The following is a 14,571-nucleotide window of genomic DNA, read 5'->3' as shown; positions in this document are numbered from 1 at the left end:
ACATGACACACAGCAGCACGCAGGCGCTCGGCGGCGATCTCGCCTTCGTCGAGCTCGAGGCGCTCGACGCCCCGTCTGAAGATTCTTTCTGGCAGGGAGTGGTGGCGGGAGTCGGGGTGATCGGCATCGTCGCGGTCGTCGCGACCTGACCGGACGGACCTGTACTACCCCGGTTCCGAGACACGACAGCGGCCGTCTCAGGGCGGCTCGCACAACAAGGAGACACACGATGACGAACGACACGGCACTCGCCTTCCAACCGCTCGAGGCGTTGAACACGCCCGACGACGGCTTCGACTGGTTCCACGGCTTCTCGATAGGGGTGGGGCTCGGTCTCATCGCGCTCAGCGCGACCTGAACCCTGCACCGGAACGACGGAACGAGAGAAGAGCACAGCAGAGGAGGTGACATGGAGACGACAGCACTGGCCTTCGAGGAACTCGAGGACATCGCGGCGCCCCTCGAGTGGTGGCAGACCGCGGGGTACGTGATCACGGTCGTGGGCGGACTGGTCGCGATCGCCGCGACCTGATCTCTTGACGTCCTCGGATCCCGAGCAGGGCCGCTTCCGAAGGAAGCGCTCGCCCGGGATCCGAGGACCGTCCGCTCGCCCGCCACCCGCCCATCGACCTGCAAGGAAGCGCCATGACCACTCACGCCGGACCCCGAACAGAGGGCGAGGAGCCGTCGTTCCCCGACGTGTCCGCCCTCACCGCACGGACGATCGACATCGTCGGCTCCCGGAACTGGCGGGTGCGCATCGAGCCCCTCTACGGTCCGGAGGGCTCGACCGTGTACGCGCTCCTCACGCGGGACGACCGCACGGAGGTCCGCGAGATCGTCGCGGCTGCCCGGCGGCTGCCCGGGCCGATCCTCGAGCTCGCCGCGGGAGCCGGACGCCTGACCCTCCCGCTGCTCGCTCTCGGACGTCGTGTGACCGCCGTGGACTCCTCGCCGACGATGCTCGACCTGCTCGAGCGCAGCGTCGGGACACGGCCCGCCGGGCGCCTCACCGCGGTGCGGGCGGACATGACGGAGATCGTCGAGCGGGGGGCGTTCGGGACGATCGTCCTGGGCGCGACGTCCATCACGCTCCTCGACCCGGACGGTCGGCAGGCGCTCTACGGCGCCGTCGCCGCGGAGGCCGCTCCAGAGGCCCGCTTCCTGGTGACCGTCGCCGAGGACGGGGCGCCCGCTCGCGAGGACCCCTCGGCCGGACGAACCACCGGACCCGTGCTGTCCTCCGAGATCCGGGGCGATCGTCGCCTCGTCAACATCCTCGTGCCGCCTCGGACGGACGGAGCAGCCGCGACGGTGCTGACCAGCTCGGTGATGCTGCTCGACCTACGGACACTGACGACCGAGCTCGCAGCCCGGGGTTTCGACCTCGCCGACGAGGCCGCCGTGCGCCGCCGCTCCGGCGCGCCCTCCGGCGTCGTGCTCCTGGAGTGCGCATGCCCTCCGCGGTGAGGACGCTCGACCCGAGCACGGGGATCGCAGACGGCACGACGGTCCTTCCTCCGCGCCCCGAGACTCCCGTCTGGCAGGTGGTGGTCCGACTCGCCGCGCTCCCGGGACGCCTGTCGGAGCGCGATGCGCTCGGACTCGTGGGCGCTTCCGATCTCTCGCGACGAGGAGCGATGACGCGCGCGGCGGGCGAGGCGATCGAGCGCTCGGCGCTCCGTCCCGTTCCCACTGTCGATGAGGGCGATCTCCTCGTATCGGCGGTCTCGGCCCTCGACGGCGGGACTCGGGAGATCCCGCTGGCACCTCTGCTCTACGACGCGGAGGCGCGACGTCCGTGTGTCGCCGCAGAGGGTGGAGGGAGTGGCGGCGCGGACGAGCCCACGCCGTCCGGAGCCGCGGCGGGCGGCTCGGTGGCCGATGCGACGGCGTCCGCCCTCCTCGAGCTCGTCGAGAGGGACGCGCTGATCGTGGCGTGGGCCCGACGCCTCGCCCTCGTCCGTGTCGGTCTTCGCGCCGAGTCCCGCGCCTCGAGCGTCGTCGAGCTGCTCCGCGCTCCGCTCCTCGCCCGGGGCGGCGATCTCGTCGTCGCGGACCTGGGGACCGACGTGCCCGGGGTGCACGCCGTCGTCGCCGTCGTCACCGATCCGGGGACCGGTGCCGGTGCGGTGGGTGCGCGAGCCGCGACGGACCTCGACAGTGCCGTGATCGGTGCATCGCGTGAGGCCGTGCAGGCCCTCCACCTCGCCCGCACCCTCCGCACGGCGGGCAGAGGATGTGCTCCGGCGATCGTGCGTACCGAGCAGGACCGCGCGGCGTTCTGGTCGGGGGACGAGGCGCTCCACCACCTGCTGCGCTGGAGCGCCACCTTCGAGCCACCGGCCCCCGACCCGGCCGGCGGCACGGGGGTCCTCCGTCCGGTCGACCCGGGGTCGGTCCCGGAGCTCCTCGCCCGCGCGGGTCTGCATCCGCTCGTCGTCGACCTCACCGCGCGCCTTCCCGTCGCCGCGCGTGAGCTCGGCTGGCACGTGGTGAAAGCACTCTGCCGGGAGTTGCAGCCGCTGCGGATCGACGAGGCGCGGACGAGCACCTGGCGGCACGACCGGCTGGCCTCCGCGCAGGAGCGGACCGGCTTCCTCAGCGCGTCGAGCCCCGGGGAGGTGTTCGATGTGCCGCATCCGCTCGTCTGACCGTCGAAAGCGCTCGCAGACCCCCCTCCCTGAGGAGAGGCCGCGGCTCCTCGACTCGGTGACTCTTCTCGAGCCGCGGAGCGGAGCGACGGCGTGGATCGTCGCGCTCGACGACGTCCCCGTCGCCCGGGTCGCACCCGGCGTCGTGGACGTGCTCCGCCTCCTCGACGGGAAGCGCACCCTCCCCGAAGTCGGCCGGATCGTCGCGGCCGGCGCCGAGGAGCTCGACGGACTCGTCGCGCACCTGAGCGCCTCCGGGCTGCTGGCGCAGGCGCCGCGCCGCCGACAGGGAGCCGTGACGGTGATCCCGCCGCTGACGGTTCAGTTCTCGACGGCGCGGCTCACGCCGCTGCTGACGGTGATCGCCGCGCGGCTGCGTCCGGCGATCGACCGCCGGGCACTGCGGCGGACCGTCCTCGTGGCTCTCGCCGCGCTGCTGATCGCCGGCGCCGCAGCGGCGGTGGCGCAGCTCCCCGTGCTCGCGGCGGTCGCCGGCGGCCCGCTCCCTCTCGGCTCCGTCGCGGCCGTCGCGATCGCCCTCGTCCTCGCGACAGGGATCCACGAGCTGGCGCACGGCCTCGTCCTGCACCTCGCCGGCGGCACCGCCCGCCGGACCGGACTGATGGTCTTCTACCTGACCCCCGCGTTCTTCGTCGACGTGACCGACGGATGGCGGCTCCCTCGCCGCCGGCACCGGCTCGCGGTGGCGCTGGCCGGTCCGGCGGTGCACGCCTCCGCCGCCTCGGTCGCCGTGCTGCTCGCCCTCGCCTCCGATGCGGGCCCGATCCGAGAGGCGGCGGCGGCCTTCGCGCTCGCCGCAGCCGGGATCACGGCGCTCAACCTGCTCCCGTTCGTGCGCTTCGACGGCTACTACGCACTCGTCGCCGCGACGGACACCCCGCACCTGCGAGAACACGCTCGCGAGGCGCTCGACGCGCTCGTCACCGGGAGGCCGGGTGATCGGAGGCCCTGGGTCCTCGTCCTGGGCCTGGGCAGTCTGATCGCGCCGACCGTCCTCGTCCTGCTCGCCGCCGGGCGTATCGCGCACTGGTCGTCCTCGGCGGGTGTCGTCGGCGCCGTCCTCGTGTCCGGGCTCGGCGTCCTGCTCGCCGTGGTGGCCGCGCGTGCGTGTGCGCGCTGGGTGCAGCGACCAGGCCGTCGCGGTCGTCGCGTCGCTCTCCTCGCTCTCGCGCTCGGCGCGGTGCTCGCCGCGTCCCTCTCCGTCCCGGTCCCACGCACCGTCACCGTCGGCTACGTCTCCGACGCGGGCGGGGCCTGGCTCGTGGCCCCGGAGCCGGACGCACTCGACGCCCTGAGGACCGGTGCTCCCGTCGCTCTCGAGACCCAGGGCCTCCTGCGGCACGAGCCCGTCGGCGTCGGTGCAGTCGGCGCGCCGCTGTCGACCGGTCCCACGACGGCACCCCTCGACTGCTTCGCCCCGGTGCGCGTCCCCGGCGAGCCGGTGAGCGTCGCCTCCCGCCCCCTCCTGCTCGATACGGGCGAGACGGTACCGCGCGCCGGTGCCGCCGTGGTGAGGATCGGTGACGACCGCCCGGCCCTGATGGCCGCCTTCGAGCAACTCCGTGGTCTCGTCGACGTCGTCACGGATCCCCAGCACTCCGTCCACGATCACTCCGACCAGAGGTAGACAGATGACCCATGCGATCGCCTTCGAGCACTTCACCAAGAACTACGGAGGGCGCGAGGTCGTCTCCGATCTCGGCTTCACCGTGAGCGCCGGCACGATCGTCGGCCTGCTCGGTCCCAACGGCGCGGGCAAGAGCACGGCGATGAAGGGGCTGGTGGGCCTCCTCCGCCCGTCGAGCGGACGGGCGACGATCAAGGGACACGAGTTCCACGACCTGCGGAACCCCGCCTCCGTCGTCGGCGTGCACATGGACGGCTTCGGCTTCGAGAGCGGCATCACCGCACGGCGTCACGTCCAGCTCTGCGCCCTCGCCGCGGGTGCGCCGCGCTCGCGCGTGCAGCAGGTCCTCGAGGAGGTGGATCTCGCTCCACAGGCGGCCGTGCGCGTCAAGCACTTCTCGACGGGGATGCGCCAGCGCCTGGGGCTCGCCGTCGCTCTCGTCGGGGAGCCGGAGGTCCTGGTGCTGGACGAACCGGCCAACGGACTCGATCCGGAGGGGATCCGGTGGCTCCGGACGTTCCTCCGCTCCTACGCCGATGCCGGTGGCACCGTTCTGGTGTCGAGTCATCAGCTCGCGGAGCTCGCGCAGTCGGTCGACGAAGTGGTGGTCCTCCGTCGGCGTCTCCTCTACGCGGGTCGGCTCCAGGAGCTCCTCGGCTCGGAGACGGGATCGCTCGAGGACCGCTACTTCGATCTCGTCGAGGGGCACCGCGGAGCGACGGACGAGGGGGACGGGCGATGAGCGCTGCGTTGCGCGCGGAGCTGCTGCGTGCCGTGACCGGCTCCGCGGGAGCAGCCGTTCTCGCATTCGCGCTGCTGGTTCCGCTGGCGGTCCTCGCCATCGCTCCGCACTCCTCGGCACCGACGGATCCGACAGCGGCGGTCTACTCCGCCTGCGGCGCGTCGTTCGTCACGGCGATGTTCTGGGGCAGCTACGGCGTCACCCGGGAGTTCTACTACGGTTCGCTGGGTCGCTCGCTCGTCGTGACCCGGCTGGTCGATCTCTTCCGCGCGAAGGCGCTCGCGGCCGCGATGACCTCGCTGGCCCTCGGAGCGGTCACCTCCACCGCCTGGATAGCGGTGACGGCGATCGTCGTCCGCTCGAGCGGGGAGTCGTTCACTCCGTCGGTCGACATGCTGCCGGTCGCACTCGGTTCGACGGTGTCCTCGGCGCTCGGCGGGGTGCTCGGTTCAGCGGCAGGGTGGATCACTCGCAACTACTACGCCGCCTGCGGTCTCGTCCTCGCGGTGCCGTTCGCCGTCGAACTGCCCCTGCTCTCCGCGGCACCCGAGATCGAGCGTCTCCTCCCCGCGGGAGCCCTCGCCGGGATCACGGCGTCCGAGACCCTCGCTCTGCTTCCGCCGGCCGCGGCGCTCGGAGTCGCCGTCGGCTGGTGTGCGATCGCCACTACCGCCGCCTGGTTCGTGACCGTTCGGAGGAGCGAGTGATCGGGCGAGCGCTGCGGACGGAGTGGTACCGCGTGCGCATCGACCGCTCGCTGCCGATCGGCGCCGCCCTCGCCCTCGTTCTCGGGCTCAGCGTCGTCCTCGGGGTGCCGGACGGGCTGCGCGCTGCTCCCGAGGAGGTGCGGCGCGCCGTCTTTGCCGAGCTCGGACCCGCTCTCCTGATCAACTCCGCGGTGGTCGCGGGCATTCTGGGCTCCTTCGGCTGGACGGCCGATCTCGAGCGCGGGGTCATCGCGCGACAGCTCGGCTTCCTCGCACGGCTGCCCCTCCTGGGGGTGCGAGCGGTGACGGCGACGCTGGCAGGCGCCGTGCTCGCCCTCGTCGCCGCGGGCTCCGGGTCACTCGCCTTCGGAGTCGACGCCGGTCTCGCGGTGAGCGCGGCGGAGATCGCGGGCCCTGCAGCGATCGTCGGTGCAGCCGCGGGATTCCTGGGTCTCGCCGTGGGCGCCATGGTCGGACGGCATCTGCTCGCGCTGTTCGCGGTTCCGATGCTGCTGGCCGGCGCGCTGCCGGTCGCCGGGATCCTGCCGTGGGCGCTCTGGGCGTCGCCGCTCGGCACGTGGCTCCTGGCCGTGGACTCCGCTTCGTCGGGCTCCGGTAGTGCCGGCGACACGTCCGCTGGTGTTCTCGCCGGAGCGATCTGGTTGATCGTCGCGGCCGGCCTCGCGTCTCTCGCGGTCGTGCGCAGGGACATCGGATGAACGCCGATGCCGGAGCGCCGGATGAGCATACGAGTATGATCGAGTCGCTTCCAGGCATCACGAGGGAGAGGGCAGCTATGGACGACGGAGGGACCCGGTCGGAGGAGGAGGGAGCCTGCGGCACAGGAGATCGGCCGCATCGACAGCGACGCCGGGTCTGGGCTCTCGCGCTGGGAGTCGTGATGATCGTCGGCGCTGCCGTAGGGCTGACGACCTCGGGTCCGACCCCCGGCGCGGTCGCTACGGCAGCGGTGTGCGGCGCCTGCGCCGTCGTGGCGTTCGCTGCGGCGATCATGCGTCCGTGACCGCAGGTCCCTGCTGGTCGGTCTGCGTCGCGCGTCTCACGACCCTCGTCAGGCGCCTGCGCTGGTGCTCGGACGTTCCGCGCCAGTGGGCGCCGGGCGCCGTACGGTGTGAAACGGTCTCGGGATGACCGCCTCGAAAAAGGATGACGACCGCGCCCGCCGGAACCTGATCGTCTTCCTGGGAGTGGGCGTGATTCTCGTCGGCGGGTCGACACTCGTCGGTGGGCTCGACGAGCCGTATGCGATCGTGTCGCTCCTCGTCTGCTGCCTCTGCATCTCCGTGATGCTCGTTCTCTTCCTGGAGGACCGGTGACCGGCACCGCTGCGGGCCCGAAGCCGTAGCAACCTCCGCGTCGCGCTGCGAGCTACGCAGCCGAGAGGTCAGCGCAGCCCCACCACCGCGTCCAGCTCGTCCAGCGACCCGATCCGCCGCACGCCGAACTCGGCGGCCTTCCGCGGCAGCTCTCGCCCGTGCGCCGGACCGCCGACGCGGTCGAGCCACACCGGCGGTGGCTGTCGTGAGATGCGGCTCGACCGCCGCCGCCCAATCGGGCCGAGAGGCCGGCGGCGGGCGGTAGAGCCGGCCCGTCGGCCGGGTTCAGTGCCCACCACGCGTCGACTCCCTCCATGCTGGTCGAGTAGCCGCGCAGGGGCATATCGAGACCCACCGTCCTCAGAAGGGCGGTTTGCAGGCTCGTCCTCTGACGCGGGTGGATCCACTTCGAAGAGACGCCCGCGAACATGCTGGTCGAGTAGCCCCGGAGGGGCGTATCGAGACCCGCCGTCGTCAGCAGGGTGGGGCTGCGGACGGATGTTCTGATGCTGGTGGATCTCGATACGCCCGCTGCGCGGGCTACTCGATCAGCATGGGGGGCTTCCCCACTTCGACGAAGTGATCTTCCCTACGAGACCCGGCACCCGTCGAGACGCCGGACCGGGGCCGCTCAGCCCGTCAGCCCCGCGACCGCGTCCAGCTCGTCCAGCGACCCGATGCGCCGCACCCCGAGCTCGACGGCCTCCGCCGGCAGCTCGCGCCCGTGCTCCGGCCCGCCGACGCGGTCGAGCCACACCCCGCGCAGTCCGGCGCGCGCCGCGCCGATCGCGTCGGTGCCCAGCCGGTCGCCCACGTACAGTGCGTCGGCCGGAGCGACACCGAAGCGATCGCAGGCCACCTGGAAGATCCGCGCGTCCGGCTTCGTCACGCCGACCTCGCCCGACGCGACGAGGTGCTCGACCCGCTCCGTCAGACCGATCGCGTCCGTCTTGCTCGTCTGGAACTCGAGGTCGCCGTTGGTGATGACGCCGATCCGGACGCCCGCTGCCTCGAGCCGGTCGAGCACCGGCAGGGCGTCGTCGTGCAGCGTCCACGCCGCGACGTAATGCCGCAGGTAGGCGGCGAACCACGCGCTCGCCTGCTCCGGCGTCAGCTCGACGCCGGCGTCCGCGGCGAAGGCGATGGCGCGGGCGCGCCGCTGCCCCTCGTAGTCGAGTTCGCCAGCGAGGTAGCGGTGGTAGTGCGCCTCCTCCAGCGCGTACCAGCGCCGCTGCAGCGCGCCCGCCTCGACCGCGTACGCGTCGCCGAGGGACGCCGCGTACGCGACGATGCCCTCGCGCACCGCGCGGGCGTGCGCGAACAGCGTGTCGTCGAGATCGAAGAGGGCGAGCCGCAGCACGGTCGGCTCAGCGGCCGCGGCGCAGGAGGCCGACGCGCTCGTACACGGTCGCGAGCGTGCGCTCGGCCGTCTCGGAGGCGCGGTCGGCCGCTCGGGCGAGCATCCGGTCGAGCTCGGCAGGGTCGGCGAGCAGCTCGGCGGTACGCGCGCGGATCGGATCGAAGGTCGCCGCGACGACCTCGACGAGGCCCTTCTTCAGGTCGCCGTAGCCGCGGCCCGCGTACTCCTGCTCGAGCGACTCGATCGTGCGGCCGGCGAGGACGGAGTAGATCGTGAGCAGGTTCGAGACGCCGGGCTTGGCGGCGCGGTCGAAGCGCACTTCCGACTCGGTGTCGGTGACGGCGCGCATGATCTTCTTCGCGGTCACCTTCGGCTCGTCCAGCACGCTCAGCAGGCCGGCGTCCGACTCCGCCGACTTCGACATCTTCGCGCCGGGGTTCTGCAGGTCGTAGATCTTCGCGGTCTCTTTCGCGATGTACGGCTCCGGCATCGCGAAGGTCGCACCGAAGCGCGTGTTGAAGCGGTTCGCGAGGTCGCGGGTCAGCTCGAGGTGCTGGCGCTGGTCCTCGCCGACGGGCACGGCGTCGGTCTGGTAGAGCAGGATGTCGGCCGCCATCAGGATGGGGTAGGTGAAGAGGCCGACCGAGGCCGCCTCCGCGCCCTGCTTCGCCGACTTGTCCTTGAACTGCGTCATCCGGCTCGCCTCGCCGAAGCCGGTCACCGTGTTGAGGATCCAGGCCAGCTCGGCGTGCGCGGGGACGTGCGACTGGATGAACAGCGTCGAGCGCTCCGGATCGATGCCGGCGGCGATGTACTGCGCGGCCGTCGCGCGGGTGCGCTCGCGCAGCTCGGCCGGCTCCTGCGGCACGGTGATCGCGTGCAGGTCGACGACGCAGTAGTAGGCGTCGTAGTCGTCCTGCATCGCGACCCACTGCGTGAGGGCGCCGATGTAGTTGCCCAGGTGCAGCGAGCCCGAGGAGGGCTGCATGCCGGAGAAGATGACGGGCTTCGCGCCCGGAGTGCTGGGGGTCATGGTGAGGCCTCGTGTGCGATGGCGGCGCGGTCGGCGCCGGGGGAGGAAAGGATCAGAGCTCGTAGTCGACGACGACGGGCGCGTGGTCGGACCAGCGGGTGTCCCAGGCGCTGGCGCGGTCGATCTCGTACGAGCGGGCCAGGGCGGCGAGCTCCGGCGTCGCCAGCTGGTAGTCGATCCGCCAGCCGGTGTCGGTGTCGAAGGCCTGGCCGCGCTGCGACCACCAGGTGTAGGGGCCGGGCACCTCGCCGGCGAAGCGGCGGCCGAGGTCGACCCAGCCCATCCCCGCTCCGGCGTTGTAGCCCTCCTCGCCCTCGGCGCCGACGAAGCGGTCGAAGTAGGCGCGCTCCTCGGGGAGGAAGCCGGCCTTCTTGACGTTGCCCTTCCAGTTCTTGATGTCGAGGGTGCGGTGGCCGACGTTGAGGTCGCCCATCACGACGGCGAGCGGGTTGTGGGCCTGGAGCTGGGGGAGGCGCTCGATCATCGCGTCGAGGAAGCGCATCTTCTCGTCCTGCTTCGGCGTGCCGACGCCGCCCGAGTGCACGTAGGTGGAGACGACGGTCACGGTGCGGTCGCCGACCTCGTAGTCCGCCTCGAGCCAGCGGCCCGCGGAGTCGAAGTCGTCGGCGCCGAGCGCGACCCGGTGGATCGTGGCGCGCTTCCGCGAGGCCAGCGCCACTCCGGCGCGGCCCTTGGCGGTCGCCTCGTCGTGCAGCACGTCCCACTCGTCGCCGAGCAGGCCGGTCAGGTCGTCGGTGGAGGCGCGGACCTCCTGCAGGGCGAGGATGTCGACGTCGCGGGCGGCGAGCCAATCGCCCATGCCCTTGCGGAAGGCGGCGCGGACGCCGTTGACGTTGACGGAGGCGATGCGGAGCGGCTTTCGAGTCACCGGAGCAGTCTACGGAGGACCGCCGACACGGCGCGGCACGCGGGGGAGCGGCGGCCCGGAGCGGCGGACCGGCGCGCCCCCGGACACGGAGAAGCCGGCGGCCCCGCCCCGCGCCGCCCCCTCGGAGGAGAGGGGCGACGCGGAGTCGGGACCGCCGGCGGGACCGCTCAGGACGGTCGGTCGGTGCGGATCAGACGGCGACGGGGCGGGCCGTGGCCGGCTCCGGGACCTCGGCGACGATCGGAGCGCGCTTGATGCTCTTCGCGATGATGACGCAGACCGCCGTGACCACCATGCCGACGAGGATCGCGACCAGGTAGAGCAGCGGCTGCCCCACCAGTCCGGTCACCCAGATGCCGCCGTGCGGGGCGCGCAGCGTCGAGCCGAAGAGCGCGACGAGCGCGCCGGTGACGGCCGAGCCGATCATGGCGGAGGGGATCACGCGCAGCGGGTCGACCGCGGCGAAGGGGATCGCTCCCTCCGAGATGAACGAGGCGCCCAGCAGGTAGGCCGCCTTGCCGTTCTGGCGCTCGGCGTCGGTGAACAGGCGCTTGCGGAGCGACGTGGCGAGCGCGAGGCCCAGCGGCGGCGTCATGCCGGCCGCCATCACGATCGCCATCACCTTGAACTGCACGGAGTTCGGGTCGCCGTCCGCGGGGACCGAGGCGAGCCCCGTGGTCGCGAAGGCGTAGGCCACCTTGTTGACCGGGCCGCCCATGTCGAACGCCATCATCAGGCCCAGGATGATCCCGAGGATGATCAGGTTGCCGCCGGTGAGACCCGAGAGCCAGGCCGACAGTCCCTCGCTCAGCGCGCGCAGCGGAGCGCCGAGGACGACGAACATCAGGAAGCCCGTGATGAAGGTCGCGATCAGCGGGATGATGACGACCGGCATCAGCGACTTGAAGGCCGCCGGCAGCTTGATCCGCGAGATGTAGAGCGCCGCGTAGCCGGCGATGAAGCCGGACGCGAGGCCGCCGAGGAAGCCGGCGCCGACGGTGACCGCCACGGCGCCGCCGAGGAAGCCGGGCGCGATGCCGGGGCGGTCCGCGATGCCGAAGGCGATGAAGCCCGAGAGCACCGGCACCAGGAAGGCGAAGGTCGCGCCTCCGATCAGGAACATCACTCCGGCCCAGTCGGTGATGTTCGCGATGTTGAAGCCGTTGTCGATGATCTGCTGCGGCGTGTAGCTGACGATCTGGTAGCCGCCGAAGAGGAACGACAGCGCGATCAGCAGACCGCCCGCCGCGACGAACGGGATCATGTACGAGACGCCGGTCATCAGGTTCTGCCGGATGCGCGTGCCGACGCCGACCTTCTTCGGGGCGACGGGCGCCGCGGCCGGAGTCGAGCGGGCGGCGGACGGAGCCGTGCCGGTGCCGCGCAGGGCGAGCGCCCGGTCGAGCACCTCGTCCGGCTTGGACAGCGCCTCGGCGACGCCGACCTGGAGGATCGGCTTGCCGGCGAAGCGGTCCTTGCCGCGGATCTCGAGGTCGGCGGCGAGGATGACGACGTCCGCGGCGGCGATGTCGCCCGCGGTCATCTCGTCCGAGCCGGCGGCGCCCTGGGTCTCGACGTGGATCGGGTAGCCGCGCTTCTTCGCGGCCTGCTCGAGCGCCTCGGCGGCCATGTAGGTGTGCGCGATGCCGGCGATGCAGCTCGTGACCGCGACGAAGCGGGGGGCGTTCGTCGCGGCGGCGGCGGGAGCGTCCTGGACCTTCGCGGCGGCGCGGTCGATGACGTCCGCGGCCTTGGCGAGCGCCTCCGAGGTGCCGACCTCGAGGGTCGGCTTGCCGGCGAAGCGGTCCTTGCCTCGGACCTCGAGGTCGGCGGCGAGGATCACGACGTCGGCGTCGGCGATCGTCTGGTCGGACATCGGGTCGGAGCCGGCGGCACCCTGGGTCTCGACCTGGATGTCGAAGCCCTTCTTCTTGGCGGCCTGCTCGAGAGCCTCGGCCGCCATGTAGGTGTGCGCGATGCCGGCGATGCAGCTGGTGACGGCGACGATCTTCACGAGACGACGACCTCTCGGGCGATGATGTCCGCGACTTCCTGGCCGCTGCCGGCGGCGCGGAGGGATCCGGTGAAGGACTCGTGGATCAGCTTGCGGGCGAGCTGGGCGAGGATCTTGAGGTGGGCCTGGTCGGCACCGTCGGGGGCGGCGATGAGGAAGATCAGGTCCGCCGGGCCGTCCGGGGCGCCGAAGTCGACGCCGGACTTCGCGATGCCGACCGCGACGCTGGGCGAGACGACGTGCGAGGAGCGGGCGTGGGGGATCCCGATGCCGCCGGGCATGCCGGTGGCCATCTGGGACTCGCGGTCGCGGACGTCGGCGAGGAAGCCGTCGAGGTCGGTGACGCGGCCGGCGTCGGCGAGCGTCTTCGCGAGCTGCGCGGTGGCGTCGTCCTTCGTGGCGGCGGTGAGGTCGACGATGACCGTCGACGCCTCGGTGAGAGCAGTCATGCGCTCAGTTCTCCAATCGGGAGGGTGGGGTCGGGATCCTCGACGACGGAGACGTCGTCGAGGCGGAGGGAGTCGGGACCCGGGGCTTCACTGCCCGGGAGGGTGACGGCGGCGGTGCCCCAGGCGACGGCCGTCCGCAGACGCTCCGCCTCCGAGGCCTCGGTCGCCGACAGGTAGCCCGCGAGGGTGCTGTCGCCGGCGCCGACGGTGCTGAGGGGCACGACGGGGGGTGCGCCCGCCCACCACGACGAGGTCGCCGTGACGAGGAGGGCGCCGTGCTCTCCGAGGCTCACGAGCGCTCGCGCGTCCGGGAGGCGGAGGAGTGTGCGGGCTCCGTCGACGACGTCGCCGACGGTCGCGAGGGAGCGGCCGAGGAGCTCCTCGAGCTCCTCGAGGTTGGGCTTCACCAGCGTCGCGGTGCCGGCCGCGATGATCGCGGTGAGCGGTGCTCCGGAGGTGTCGACGGCGAGGGGGACGCCGAAGTGCGTGGCGAGGCGGCCGAGCGCCGGGTAGAAGTCGTCGCCGAGACCGGGCGGGACGCTGCCGCAGGCGACGAGCCAGCGCGGGCCGGCGACGACGTGATCGCAGATGAGAGCGGAGAGCACCTTCGCCTCCTCCGGGGTGACCGCCGGGCCGGGCTCGTTGATCTTGGTGGTCCGGCCGGTCGCGTCGTCGACGACGGTGATGTTGGTGCGGATCGGCTCGGCGATCGCGGCGCTGGCGGAGGCGACTCCGGCCGCCTCGAGCATGGTGCGCAGGTCGAGGCCGGTGGAGGCGTCGGCCGGGTAGATCGCCGTGGCCTCGACGCCGTTGCGGGCGAGGGCCCTGGCGACGTTGACGCCCTTGCCGGCCGGGTCGCGGCGCACGCCGTGGGCGCGGTTGACCTCGCCGACGGCGAAGCCGCTCGTCGAGAGGGTGACGTCGATGCTGGGGTTGGCGGTGACGGTGACGATCATGCGCGGACGACCTCCGGGCCGGCGGACTCGATGTCGTCGGCGAGCTCGTCGTCGACATCGGTGTCCGTGATGACGGTGTCGATCGCGGACAGCGGGGCGACGTGCCCGAAGTCCTGGCGACCGAACTTGGAGTGGTCGGCGAGGACGACGACCCGGCGCGCGGCGGCGATGAGCGCGGTCTTGACGACGGCCTCGTCGAGGTCGGGGGTGGTGAGGCCCCGCTCCCGGCTGATGCCGTTCGTGCCGATGAAGGCGACGTCCACCGAGACGGTGGGGATCACCTGGGTGACCCAGGGCCCCACGGCGGCCTGCGTGACTCCGCGCAGGTGCCCGCCGAGCAGGTGCAGGTCGATGTTGGGCCGGCCGACGAGCGCCACCGCGACAGGGAGGGAATGGGTGACGACCGTCAGCCGGCGGTCCAGGGGGAGCAGCTCCGCGAGGCGGACCGTGGTGGTCCCGGCGTCGATCGCGATCGAGCCGCCGTCGGGGACCTCGGCCAGCGCGGCGGTGGCGATGCGGTCCTTCTCGGCCGCGAGGTGGCCCTCGCGGGCGGCGACCTCGGGCTCGATGCCCAGGCGCTCGACGGGGATGGCCCCGCCGTGGGCCCGGCGCAGCAGGCCGCGCTTCTCGAGGCTGGTGAGATCGCGCCGGATCGTCTCGGGCGTGACCGCGAGGGACTGCGCGAGATCGCGGACCTCGACCCGCCCGTCGGTGCGGGCGCGGTCCAGGATCGCCTGGTGCCGCTCCGGTGCGTACATGTGGACTCCGTCGTCTCGCGAGAT

18 protein-coding genes are annotated in these 14,571 nt (G+C 72.4%); 10 read left to right on the top strand and 8 right to left on the bottom strand.

Going from position 1 to position 14,571, the window contains the following annotated elements:
• Positions 1-2 precede the first annotated feature (2 nt).
• The 10 genes from mpaA1 (at position 3) to HQQ86_RS03515 (ending at position 7,088) form a co-directional block, all read left to right on the top strand.
• On the top strand, positions 3-149 hold the full coding sequence (gene mpaA1 / locus HQQ86_RS03550; RefSeq protein WP_173286506.1) for an MpaA1 family daptide-type RiPP: 147 nt from the start codon (positions 3-5) through the stop codon (positions 147-149).
• Positions 150-229: 80 nt separating this feature from the next.
• Complete coding sequence (locus HQQ86_RS21650) at positions 230-358, top strand: daptide-type RiPP (protein WP_279631670.1); 129 nt, start codon at positions 230-232, stop codon at positions 356-358.
• 51 nt (positions 359-409) lie between these two features.
• On the top strand, positions 410-532 hold the full coding sequence (gene mpaA3, locus HQQ86_RS21645) for an MpaA3 family daptide-type RiPP (RefSeq protein ID WP_301952247.1): 123 nt from the start codon (positions 410-412) through the stop codon (positions 530-532).
• Positions 533-645: 113 nt separating this feature from the next.
• A complete protein-coding gene (gene mpaM, locus HQQ86_RS03545; RefSeq protein WP_173286504.1) occupies positions 646-1,470 on the top strand; it encodes a daptide-type RiPP biosynthesis methyltransferase in 825 nt (274 codons plus the stop codon).
• Positions 1,471-1,640: 170 nt separating this feature from the next.
• The gene (locus HQQ86_RS03540) at positions 1,641-2,654 is read left to right on the top strand and encodes a YcaO-like family protein (protein WP_173286503.1); all 1,014 of its coding nucleotides are present in this window, start codon (positions 1,641-1,643) and stop codon (positions 2,652-2,654) included.
• 58 nt (positions 2,655-2,712) lie between these two features.
• Positions 2,713-4,302 (top strand): hypothetical protein, encoded by a 1,590-nt coding sequence (locus tag HQQ86_RS03535; protein WP_173286501.1) that lies wholly within the window; start codon positions 2,713-2,715, stop codon positions 4,300-4,302.
• A 4-nt stretch (positions 4,303-4,306) separates the two neighbouring features.
• A complete protein-coding gene (locus HQQ86_RS03530; protein WP_173286499.1) occupies positions 4,307-5,044 on the top strand; it encodes an ATP-binding cassette domain-containing protein in 738 nt (245 codons plus the stop codon).
• Positions 5,041-5,751 (top strand): hypothetical protein, encoded by a 711-nt coding sequence (locus HQQ86_RS03525; protein WP_173286497.1) that lies wholly within the window; start codon positions 5,041-5,043, stop codon positions 5,749-5,751. Before HQQ86_RS03530 ends, HQQ86_RS03525 begins: the two co-directional genes overlap by 4 nt.
• Positions 5,748-6,470, top strand: coding sequence for a hypothetical protein (locus HQQ86_RS03520; RefSeq protein ID WP_173286496.1), 723 nt, complete (start codon positions 5,748-5,750; stop codon positions 6,468-6,470). Before HQQ86_RS03525 ends, HQQ86_RS03520 begins: the two co-directional genes overlap by 4 nt.
• Before the next feature lie 429 nt (positions 6,471-6,899).
• Positions 6,900-7,088 carry a hypothetical protein gene (locus HQQ86_RS03515; RefSeq protein ID WP_173286495.1) on the top strand — a complete coding sequence of 63 codons (189 nt, stop codon included), beginning with the start codon at positions 6,900-6,902 and terminating at the stop codon, positions 7,086-7,088.
• 68 nt (positions 7,089-7,156) lie between these two features.
• On the opposite strand, the gene HQQ86_RS21640 is transcribed toward HQQ86_RS03515, so the two are convergent.
• From HQQ86_RS21640 to HQQ86_RS03480, 8 genes are all read right to left on the bottom strand, one after another.
• Positions 7,157-7,279 (bottom strand): hypothetical protein, encoded by a 123-nt coding sequence (locus tag HQQ86_RS21640; RefSeq protein WP_301952245.1) that lies wholly within the window; start codon positions 7,277-7,279, stop codon positions 7,157-7,159.
• A 440-nt stretch (positions 7,280-7,719) separates the two neighbouring features.
• Positions 7,720-8,448, bottom strand: coding sequence for an HAD family hydrolase (locus tag HQQ86_RS03510; RefSeq protein WP_173286494.1), 729 nt, complete (start codon positions 8,446-8,448; stop codon positions 7,720-7,722).
• A 7-nt stretch (positions 8,449-8,455) separates the two neighbouring features.
• Entirely contained in the window at positions 8,456-9,481 is a 1,026-nt protein-coding gene (gene trpS, locus HQQ86_RS03505; protein ID WP_173286493.1) for a tryptophan--tRNA ligase, read from the bottom strand.
• Between the two features lie 52 nt (positions 9,482-9,533).
• Positions 9,534-10,370, bottom strand: coding sequence for an exodeoxyribonuclease III (locus HQQ86_RS03500; protein ID WP_123445277.1), 837 nt, complete (start codon positions 10,368-10,370; stop codon positions 9,534-9,536).
• A 190-nt stretch (positions 10,371-10,560) separates the two neighbouring features.
• On the bottom strand, positions 10,561-12,384 hold the full coding sequence (locus HQQ86_RS03495; protein ID WP_173286492.1) for a PTS fructose-like transporter subunit IIB: 1,824 nt from the start codon (positions 12,382-12,384) through the stop codon (positions 10,561-10,563).
• Positions 12,381-12,833 carry a PTS sugar transporter subunit IIA gene (locus HQQ86_RS03490; protein ID WP_123445279.1) on the bottom strand — a complete coding sequence of 151 codons (453 nt, stop codon included), beginning with the start codon at positions 12,831-12,833 and terminating at the stop codon, positions 12,381-12,383. The genes HQQ86_RS03495 and HQQ86_RS03490 overlap by 4 nt, the downstream gene beginning before the upstream one ends.
• Positions 12,830-13,789, bottom strand: coding sequence for a 1-phosphofructokinase family hexose kinase (locus HQQ86_RS03485; RefSeq protein WP_173286491.1), 960 nt, complete (start codon positions 13,787-13,789; stop codon positions 12,830-12,832). The genes HQQ86_RS03490 and HQQ86_RS03485 overlap by 4 nt, the downstream gene beginning before the upstream one ends.
• Positions 13,786-14,547 carry a DeoR/GlpR family DNA-binding transcription regulator gene (locus HQQ86_RS03480; RefSeq protein WP_173286490.1) on the bottom strand — a complete coding sequence of 254 codons (762 nt, stop codon included), beginning with the start codon at positions 14,545-14,547 and terminating at the stop codon, positions 13,786-13,788. The genes HQQ86_RS03485 and HQQ86_RS03480 overlap by 4 nt, the downstream gene beginning before the upstream one ends.
• Positions 14,548-14,571 lie beyond the last annotated feature (24 nt).

Source organism: Rathayibacter sp. VKM Ac-2857 (assembly GCF_013205025.1).
GTDB lineage: Bacteria > Actinomycetota > Actinomycetes > Actinomycetales > Microbacteriaceae > Rathayibacter.
Note: the sequence above shows the minus strand (reverse complement) of the source record. Positions and strands in the feature narration are given on the sequence as shown.

Bases quoted from the DNA above. Each gene is read 5' to 3' on its own strand.
- trpS (WP_173286493.1), bottom strand. From the start codon at position 9,481: ATGACCCCCAGCACTCCGGGCGCGAAGCCCGTCATCTTCTCCGGCATG.
- HQQ86_RS03515 (WP_173286495.1), top strand. From the start codon at position 6,900: ATGACCGCCTCGAAAAAGGATGACGACCGCGCCCGCCGGAACCTGATC.
- HQQ86_RS03480 (WP_173286490.1), bottom strand. From the start codon at position 14,547: ATGTACGCACCGGAGCGGCACCAGGCGATCCTGGACCGCGCCCGCACC.
- HQQ86_RS21650 (WP_279631670.1), top strand. From the start codon at position 230: ATGACGAACGACACGGCACTCGCCTTCCAACCGCTCGAGGCGTTGAAC.
- mpaA3 (WP_301952247.1), top strand. From the start codon at position 410: ATGGAGACGACAGCACTGGCCTTCGAGGAACTCGAGGACATCGCGGCG.
- mpaA1 (WP_173286506.1), top strand. From the start codon at position 3: ATGACACACAGCAGCACGCAGGCGCTCGGCGGCGATCTCGCCTTCGTC.
- HQQ86_RS03530 (WP_173286499.1), top strand. From the start codon at position 4,307: ATGACCCATGCGATCGCCTTCGAGCACTTCACCAAGAACTACGGAGGG.
- HQQ86_RS03485 (WP_173286491.1), bottom strand. From the start codon at position 13,789: ATGATCGTCACCGTCACCGCCAACCCCAGCATCGACGTCACCCTCTCG.
- HQQ86_RS03540 (WP_173286503.1), top strand. From the start codon at position 1,641: ATGACGCGCGCGGCGGGCGAGGCGATCGAGCGCTCGGCGCTCCGTCCC.
- mpaM (WP_173286504.1), top strand. From the start codon at position 646: ATGACCACTCACGCCGGACCCCGAACAGAGGGCGAGGAGCCGTCGTTC.
- HQQ86_RS03490 (WP_123445279.1), bottom strand. From the start codon at position 12,833: ATGACTGCTCTCACCGAGGCGTCGACGGTCATCGTCGACCTCACCGCC.
- HQQ86_RS03525 (WP_173286497.1), top strand. From the start codon at position 5,041: ATGAGCGCTGCGTTGCGCGCGGAGCTGCTGCGTGCCGTGACCGGCTCC.